Source organism: Microcoleus sp. S13_C3 (assembly GCF_036700905.1).
GTDB lineage: Bacteria > Cyanobacteriota > Cyanobacteriia > Cyanobacteriales > Microcoleaceae > Microcoleus.
In genome coordinates this window covers 1-9,088 of sequence record NZ_JAUBPT010000234.1, presented here as the reverse complement: position 1 = coordinate 9,088, position 9,088 = coordinate 1, and the positions used below count along the sequence as shown (strand labels likewise).

Annotated in this window: 6 protein-coding genes; 3 read left to right on the top strand and 3 right to left on the bottom strand. The window is 45.9% G+C overall.

Annotation, left to right across the window (positions count from 1 at the left end; genetic code table 11):
- Both QUA16_RS34235 and QUA16_RS34230 read left to right on the top strand, forming a co-directional pair.
- On the top strand, positions 1 to 184 hold a 184-nt coding region (locus QUA16_RS34235; protein WP_333181707.1), incomplete at its 5' end, for a hypothetical protein.
- Between the two features lie 63 nt (positions 185 to 247).
- Complete coding sequence (locus QUA16_RS34230; protein WP_333108965.1) at positions 248 to 460, top strand: hypothetical protein; 213 nt, start codon at positions 248 to 250, stop codon at positions 458 to 460.
- Positions 461 to 464: 4 nt separating this feature from the next.
- Here the strand turns inward: QUA16_RS34230 and QUA16_RS34225 are convergent, their stop codons facing one another.
- Positions 465 to 3,800 carry an amino acid adenylation domain-containing protein gene (locus tag QUA16_RS34225; protein WP_333108967.1) on the bottom strand — a complete coding sequence of 1,112 codons (3,336 nt, stop codon included), beginning with the start codon at positions 3,798 to 3,800 and terminating at the stop codon, positions 465 to 467.
- Positions 3,801 to 4,337: 537 nt separating this feature from the next.
- Between QUA16_RS34225 and QUA16_RS34220 the strand changes: the two genes are divergently transcribed.
- Positions 4,338 to 6,113 (top strand): EamA family transporter, encoded by a 1,776-nt coding sequence (locus QUA16_RS34220; RefSeq protein ID WP_333108969.1) that lies wholly within the window; start codon positions 4,338 to 4,340, stop codon positions 6,111 to 6,113.
- A gap of 265 nt (positions 6,114 to 6,378) precedes the next feature.
- Here QUA16_RS34220 and QUA16_RS34215 read toward each other — a convergent pair whose 3' ends face one another.
- Together QUA16_RS34215 and QUA16_RS34210 are read right to left on the bottom strand one after the other, a co-directional pair.
- On the bottom strand, positions 6,379 to 8,409 hold the full coding sequence (locus QUA16_RS34215) for an SUMF1/EgtB/PvdO family nonheme iron enzyme (protein WP_333108970.1): 2,031 nt from the start codon (positions 8,407 to 8,409) through the stop codon (positions 6,379 to 6,381).
- Positions 8,410 to 8,688: 279 nt separating this feature from the next.
- Positions 8,689 to 8,856 (bottom strand): hypothetical protein, encoded by a 168-nt coding sequence (locus tag QUA16_RS34210; protein WP_333108971.1) that lies wholly within the window; start codon positions 8,854 to 8,856, stop codon positions 8,689 to 8,691.
- Between the last annotated feature and the right edge of the window lie 232 nt (positions 8,857 to 9,088).

Genomic DNA, 9,088 nt, shown 5'->3' with positions numbered 1-9,088 from the left:
GGCGTCCCGCCCGTCCTTTTTGGACGGGCGGGACGCCCATCCCACAAACTTGTGGAAGTTATTTAATTCTCATTCCTTATTAAATTACCAGCCAGCCCTAAAAGTCGTTATTGTAAATGACCTCATCTACTGTACTGGCAAAAAACTGAGATTACTCTTTTATGATTTAATGATGCGGATTTAGGGCGATATACATTACGTTTAAAATGTGAAGGAAATGTGAGGAACTCGTGAGGTAGATATATCTATGATTTGTCACTCCCGAAAAGCGTTGTTTCGCACGACAGACGGCTTAAAGATAGCGGGTGTAGAGCGATCGCGTTTGCTGAAGCGCTTCCTCTGTGGATTAGCTCAAAATGTGGACTGTGGAGTCATGATTTTTTACCTTATTTTTATTGAGAGCATCTCACTTTTGGACGCCATCCCAGAAAACAATCAAAATCATCCCCCAATTATGTAAGCCCTTAAAATTCCACATCTTCGCGCTCATTTTCGTCGGTTCTGGGAGTATCCAAACCAGTCGCAGCCCAGCGCATTGTTTCAATGTATTTTGCCAGACTCGCCACACTCGGAGCCTCAAACAAATTGCTGACAGATAACTCGACTTGCAAAGCGTCTCGGATGCGAGAAATTAACTGAGTTGCTAGCAGGGAATGCCCGCCTAGTTCAAAGAAATTATCGTAGATACTAACTTGCTGTTTTCCCAAAACTTTAGCCCAAATTGTCCCGATCGCATTTTCGAGATCAGTCCTCGGCGCTACATAATTTTCTGTTATATCCTCGCTGTCTGTATCTATATCAGGCAAGGCGCGGCGGTCTACTTTGCCATTAGGGGTCAGTGGCATATTCTCCAACACTGCATAAGTTGCAGGAACCATATATCCTGGTAACTTTTCTTTCAAGAATTGGCGCAAATCACTTGACTTAAGACTTGGAGTTTCTAATTTTTCATTAAGGCCGTCAGGAATAACATAAGCTACCAAATGTTTATCGTCGGGGATGTCTTCCCTCACAATTACTACTGCTTCGCGCACTTGTGGATGCTGGCACAAAGCCGCTTCAATTTCTCCCAATTCGATGCGGTAGCCACGAATTTTTACTTGGTCGTCAACGCGGCCTAAAAACTCGATATTGCCGTCAGCTAAATAGCGACCTAAATCACCTGTTTTATAAAGGCTAGAACCAGATTTATTGCTAAAAGGATTAGGAATGAATGCAGCAGCAGTTAAATCAGGCTGGTTGAGGTAGCCTTTCGCCAGTCCGTCACCGCCGACGTACAATTGACCCATAACACCGATCGCCACCGGCTGCAAATCCGCATCGAGGAGATAAATCTGCGTGTTGGCGATCGGGCGGCCGATGGGGATAGATGTTGCGGTTTCGGGTACGTCTTGCACGCAATAATAAGCCGAAAATGTGGTATTTTCTGTAGGCCCGTAAACGTGAATTAATTTAGTAGTTGGCTTTTGTTTGAGAAGTTTTTTAACCCATCTCATATCGACCGCTTCTCCACCAAACAGCAAGCAGCGCAGCGAATTAAAAGCTTGCGGTAAAACTCTAGCAATTTGTTGAAATAAGGCAGTTGTTAAAAACAAAACGGTGATGCCTTGTTGGCGCAGTTCTAAGGCTAAATCGTGAGGCGAAAGGGTAATATTGGTGCTAATTGCCACGAGTTGAGCGCCGTTAAGCAAGGCTCCCCAAATCTCGAATGTGGCTGCATCGAATGAAGCGTTTGATGCTTGGGCAATTTTATCGGTAGGTTCTATTTTTATATAGTTGGTGTTGAGTACCAGCCGATTTACTGCTTTGTGGGTGACAGCAACTCCCTTGGGTTTTCCTGTTGAGCCAGATGTGTAAATAACGTAAGCTAGGTTGTCTGCTGTTACGGTGTGGGCGGGATTTTCGGCGTTTTCTTTGGCTATGTGTTCCCAGTCGCGATCGAAGTAAATCACCGAGTTTGAGAAGTCTCGGAAATTCTCAATCAATTTATCCTGAATTAGCAAGACTTTAACTCGAGCATCTTCCAGCATCAAGTTTAGCCGATCGCGCGGATAGCTCGGATCTAACGGTAGGTAAGCTCCTCCCGCTTTCAGTATAGCCAACATCCCGACAATTAGGTCGATCGATCGCTCTGCACAAAGCCCCACTAAAACCTCCGCCCCCACGCCCAGTTTTTGTAAGTAGCGCGCCAGTTGGTTGCTGCGACTGTTGAGTTCTCTGTAAGTCAGGTTTTGGCTGTCGAAAGTTAGGGCGACATCCTCCAGATGCTGCTGGGCCCGCTCTTCAAATAACTGATGAATGCACTTATTTTGAGGATAATCTGTGCGAGTATCGTTCCATTCTCTGAATAATTGATTCACTTCATCCTCGCTCAATAAAGGTAAGTTAGCAATTCCTTGTTCTGGATTAGCCACAATGCTTTCCAGCAGCGTTTTAAAATGCTTCAGCATTCGGGCGATCGTAACTTCATCAAATAAATCTGTATTGTACACAGCTAAGCCTCTGAGGCCTTCCGAATCTTCCCAATGTTCGCCGTATATGCTCCTAAAATTATCGGAAGCTTCCCACAAATACAGCTCTAAATCAAAGCGCGTGGTTTGAGTTTCCAAAGGAAAAGAACTCAACTTTAATTCGGGCAATTCTAGCTCATCCAGCGGCGCATTTTGCAGACCGAATACCACCTGAAACAGCGGGTGGCGATTCAACGATCGCTCTGGGTGCAATTCCTCGACGAGCTTCTCAAAAGGCAAATCTTGGTGAGCATAAGCTCCCAGGGTTACTTCCCGCACGCGGCCCAAAAAATCTCGAAATGTCGGGTTTCCCGAACAGTCTGTTCGCAGCACTAAAGTGTTGACAAAAAAACCGATTAATGCTTCTATTTCGCTGCGGTTGCGATTGGCGATCGGCGAACCTACAACAATATCTTCTTGTTGCGAGTAGCGGTAAAGTAATGTTTGAAATGCTGCGAGGACTGTCATAAATAAAGTCGCTCCTTCTCGCTGCGAGAGCGCTAAAAGTGCGTCCTTCAGCTTTTTAGGCAGTTCTAAATATTGAGTTTTTCCCCGATAATTTTGCCTAGCTGGTGCAGGGCGATCCGTCGGCAAATTTAACACTGAAATCCCGTGCAATTGCTGCCGCCAATAAGCTAGCTGGGTTTCTAATATTTCACCTTGCAGCCATTCGCGCTGCCACTCGGCAAAGTCTGCATATTGAAGTGATAATTCTGGCAGGGGAGATGGCTGTTGATTTATCAAAGCTGTATAGATACTCTGCACTTCTCGAATTAGCACACCGATCGACCAATCATCGGAGGCTATGTGGTGCATATTTAGTAAGAGAATATGCTCGGTTTCTGTTAGCCGCAGGATGGTGACTCGCATCAGCGGCCCGGTGGATAAATTGAAAGGGCGAAGAGATTCTGCTGCGGCGAGTTTCATTGCTTCTGTTGGCCGCTGTTCTGGCGGCAAATCTTGCAAGTCTAATACTTTTAAATTAGTCTTGAAAGCCGCAGAGATTATCTGCACTGGTTGACCTGATACCGCTGCAAAAGTGGTTCGCAAAGTTTCGTGTCGCTGCACTATTTCGTTAAAGGTTTGCTCTAACGCTGTTAAGTTGAGGGAACCAGTTAAGCGCAGGGCTGTTACTACATTATAGAAAGGGTTTTCCGGTGCGAATTGGTCGAGAAACCACAAGCGCTGCTGGGCAAATGAGGCAGGAAAGACAAACACTTCTGCTTCTGAGGAAATATTCAGTTTTTCTATATCGCTTGTCAAGGAATTGTCATAAATTTCTGATGCCATATCTGTTGCTCTTGGGGGATGGGATGTGTTAATTTTTTGATGGCGCGGGGTTGCTTTTTGAGGGTGCGATCGCCTCTTAAAACTTTCGCGAGCAAAAGATCGGAACTGTTAAAATCATAAACCTGGGTGCGGGAGTGCGGGAGAAAGGCGGGCAAAAGAAACCGGATTTCTGGCCGCAGCATCAAGTTATCCGTTGAGGGGCTAGGAGTGCCACCCCCCAATCAAATTTATTCGCCCAACGGGATCTTAGGCTTGTGATTCGGGTGTAATCGGGTGAGTTAAATGCGAGAATTACCGGGAGCAATCCGTGGAGAGGTCATGGTGTAGTATGATTTCTAATTGCACAAAGTGTTCTTGGGGCGATTCCTTGCGGGATAGCTTTGCTTCACGCAATTTTCTCACATTTCTAGCTTAGCGACTACTATTGATTAAACAGTGTTCGCAATCTCTTAGATCAACTCACTAGAACTTGCGACCTGATTTGTCACAATACTTAAGAACACTGAACGTGCAGTTTAAATTAGAGGTTATAGGCTAATGGCGCAGCGGAACGTATACTCGTCAAAGGGCGAGCCAGAGGATGCACAATCAGCAGAAGAAGTCCTACACTCAGTAATGCAAGAACTGGACGCTTTGCATGAAAATGTCAAAGGCCAGTTAAATCAAGACATTACTCGGCTGCAAACTGAAAAAAATCACCTGATTGAGGATATTGAAGACCTGCGGGAGCAATATCGCAAATTGCAGTCTCAGCAAATGGAATCTCTCTCTGGGCGATACATTCAGCAGCAGCAATTGTGGCTGAAGCAGTTGGCTCAAGTTTTGGCTCACAATTTGCAGGATTTGTTGGTGCAGCGGTTCAACGAACTCAGCGCTAACTCGGGAAATTCTCTCAGCAGCCCTATTCCCAGCGGCGAGTTCCCGATACCCCTGCCGCCGAGCAACTACGACGAACGCGCCTCGCAGTTGCTGGCGGCGCTGGATGAAAGGATCGATCGCAGTTTCCAGATGCTGGAACAAGATTTGAGCAGCTATGAAAGCGAGCTTTCCGTGCGGCTAAACAATATGCAAACCCTAGAGCGGCAAGGGGAAGAGCTGTTACAAAATCTCGTAAACCGCATCAGGGAAGAACTCGAAGAAGAAGAAGAATATCTTGAGAATCCTTTCGATGCTCAAGATTCCTATGTCGAAGAATCAACTAATTCTGTTAATTCTGTCCGCCCGCAACTTCTGCAGCCAACACCTGTGGAAAGGCCGCGGGAATCCGTACCGGCACCCTCTTCAGTGCCCTCTCCAGCCACCGCTAAAGCACCTTCTGTACAGACAGGTTTGGTGCTGGCTTTGTCTTCGGCGGTGGTATTGTCGCTGTTTAATGTTTGTTTAAGAATTCTGATTAAAGGCAAAACTCCTCGGGTGGTTTTTGGCTTGTTTGAATTTCCGGGGGTGGTGACTCCGGGTTTTGGCAATTCTTTGTTGATTTTGTTGATGCGACTGATCGTGGTGATGGCTTTGATGCCGATATTGGCGACATTTCTGTATCCTTCTGTGTGGAAAGATATTAGGCGGTTGTTCCAGTCGGGCGATCGAGCTTTGTGGAGCAAGGTTTTAGGAAGCGCATTTTTTCTGTTTTTGTCTCAGGTTTTGATTTATTTGGCGATCGGCAATATTCCAGCGGGGATTGCGATTACGATTTTCTTTATTTATCCGATCGTCACCGTACTCGGTTCTTGGATATTGTTTGGTTCTCGCCCTAGCAGAGTCGGCTTTTTGGCGATCGTCGGGATTACCGCAGGTCTGATTTTAGCTGGGTGGCCGAGTTTTGCAGCCCCACCTCCGGGCGGCGGTAATGTGGGAGTGGGAGTCGCAGCAGCACTGGGTTCTGGGATTACCTTTGCAGGTTACGTATTGCTGACGCAAATGGCCGCAGGCAAGCTGCACCCAATTCCTTTTAGTTTAGTTAATTTCGCCGCAATTTTTGTATTTTCCTCCCTGAGTTTGTGGGTGCCGCTGTCGGAAAATTTTTCTCCTAAAATCGACCAAAATGTTTGGCCTGGTTTGATTATCGGAGGCGTTATTTTAGGGGTGCTGACGCTGTTTAGCTATCTTTTGAATAATTTTGCCATCCGGTTTGCGGGGGCCGCCTTAGCGTCAGTAATTGGCACTTTGGGGCCGGCAATGACCGCTCTCTTCGGTTTTCTAATTATCAATGAGAAGTTGCAGCCTGTGGCAATTCTCGGCATGGCTGTGGTGACGTTGAGCGTGGCTGCTATGAGTGTGGAACGCATAGTCGCTCCTCAAAAGAAGGCTAGTTAAGGCAAGAATTTGGGCGATCGCCCGTTCCCAAACCCGGTTTGTTGAAGAAACCGGGTTTCTCTATGCCGAGACAATATCAATAGGCTTATTGCATAAATCTTTGATTGATATAGCAATCCTCGCATCATTTGTGAATTTCTTACGGACTCCCCTTGATAAGGGGAGGGTTGGGGTGGGGTAAAAAGTTTACGACTCCTGCAAGGATTGCTATAGGGAAACCGCAGAGGCATTTCAAGATAGGAGAACGAATGCCTACAATTGGAGTTTAAACAACAGAAATAACCACTCGAAAACCCACAATACTAGCCTTACAATCCGGCTGATATCTGAGGCGACACGCGCTGCGACAATTCGGAGGATGATCGTTCCAAGAACCCCCCCGCAACAACCTCAGCGAAGAGTCCCCGTCAGACTCCCAAACGCTACCATCCGCAGGCGCACCGTTATAATTATTGTGCCAAGAATCCGCGCACCATTCCCAAACATTTCCGTGGAAATCGTACAATCCGAAAGCATTAGGTTTAAAACTGCCAACATCTGTCGTTTGAAAGCGATAAACTCCCTTCGACGCATCAGCGTAATTAGAATTTCCGTTGTAATTTGCTAACTCGCTGGTAATCGTTTCCCCAAAATGAAACGGCCCCGTAGTTTGCCCCCGGCAAGCATATTCCCATTGGGCTTCGCTAGGCAAGCGATAATTCTTACCCGTTTTGCGAGAAAGTCGATCGCAAAACTCCACAGCCTCGTACCAAGATACATTTTCTACAGGTCGATTTGCACCTTTAAAACGGGCTGCATCGGGATTCAGAAATATTTTAATTTCCGGCAGGGCCGCCACTGCTGTCCACTGGGCCTGAGTGACTGGAAATTTGCCCATATAGAAAGATGCTAAAGTTACTGGGTGCTGGGGTTTTTCGTCGCTGTCACCCCGATCTTTTGGAGAACCCATGAGGAAAGTACCGCCAGGAACCGATACCATTTCCAGCATTGTACTGCTACCAAGATTTTCTTCAAAAAAACGCGCTTGGCCGCTGTTAACATTAGTTGGCTTCCCGCGCTTGTCTACTGTCACCACCTGAAATTCAAAAGTTCTTTTGACAGCGGCAATTTTCTGCGATGCCTTGTTAGGAGGCGGATTGGTGTTGGATTTTTCCCTGGGATTGACAGAGATATTGCTATTGATTTGCCCGCTGTGATTGAGCGGAGTATTAATAGCAAGTGGCCCTGCCTTTGTCACAGAAGAATTTAAAGCAAGTGGCCCTCCCTTTGTCACAGAAGAACTTAAAGCAAGTTGTCCTCCCTTGACAAAAGGGGGTTGGGGAGGTAAAGAATAGAGATTTAAAGCTTTGATTACTTCATCAGCAGATTGATATCTATTTTTGAGATAATCTTGAATTAATTTGTCTAAAACATTTGCCAACTCGCTGCTGATTTTTGTGCCGGCTGGCAACCGTTCTCTCCAAATCCAGCCGCCGTTTATCGGATCATAAAGGTCATCGGAACCGTCAATTTTTGGCAAACATTGAGTTAGCAGTCTCAGGCAAGTTATTCCCAAACTGTACAAATCGCTGCCGGGGAAAACTTGACCGCGCATTTGTTCTACCGGCGAATATCCGGGCGTTCCTACCGTCGTGCCTACTTTGCTCATCAGGGATCCCGTCACTTGTTTGGAAATGCCGAAATCTATCAAAACTAACTCTCCCCGCCCTCCCCTTCGGAAAGCTGAATTCCGAAAATTTCCCGCCTTTGGCAGCGAGGAGTTAACAGAGGTGCGGCGCCGCATGATATTCTCAAGTTTGATGTCTCGGTGAATGACCTGGCGATCGTGCACAAATTTCAAAATCGGCAGTACATCTGCCAGCAACTGCCAAATTTTTTCTTCGCTAAAAGCACCCTGCTGAGTTAATTCTGCTAGTAAAGTTTGCCCCTCAATCAACTCTTGTACTAAATAAAGTCGCTTGTCTTGTTCAAAATAAGCAATTAATCGAGGAATTTGGGGATGTTCGCCAAGTTCGTAAAGTCGTTTCGCTTCTTCTTTAAACAATTGTGAGGCTTTTTCAAGTGCTGAGGTTCCTTGAAATTGGGGTACAAACTGCTTAATTACGCAGGGATCGTCCATACGATCCGTATCTACCGCTTCGTAAGTTCTGCCAAATCCCCCTTCGCCCAACAGTTGAATCACGCGGTAGCGGTTTCTGAAGAGAGGGTTGAGGCCTTGCGATCCGCAACTTTGACAAAATTTAGAGTTGTCGGGATTGAAAGGATGAGAACACGTGGGATTAGAACAGTAGAACATATCTGGGAAGAAATGATCCGGTTAAGGTTATGATATATCTTTTTGGCTTGCTCAAGGAAGACTAACAATTCATAATTAATTATTGACAATTGACGGTAGGGAGGGCATTACCCCCCGCTTGTGTAGCCCCAAGGGAGAAAGTAGAAGGCAGAATTTAAAACGTCAATTAATCCAAAGAAAGCGATTTGAGGGCAGAAAATGCCAGCGCGATCGACCGATTTTACCAACCCGCTTACCGCCGATATTCGTCTGGGTATCTTGGTAATTGCTTTACAGGGGCTAGTATAGTACAACTTGGCGATCGCCCAAACCAAAAAGCGATCGCACTCCAAGAACTATCGGCCTAGAAACTAAGAAAGCGATTTCAATAAGCAATTCCATCGCTTCATCGGGGCGTAAGAGTTCTACAAGCTCGATCGCCTTTAAGGGCGATCGGGGTCTTTTCAACCTAAAATGTCATATTTCTGCTGCTTTTACCAATTTCGTAGTCGCGATAAATAACGTTATTATTGAATAGTTTGGCTACTCAAATAAGTAATACAAACAGACCACAGCATTATACTGACACTCTTGTTTAGGTGATATTTGGTGAAATGAATATGATTAGGACTTACGCATTGACAAAATAACCAAACAGTGTATTGATAAATAATTGTCGTCTCCTTTCTAAGTATGGAAC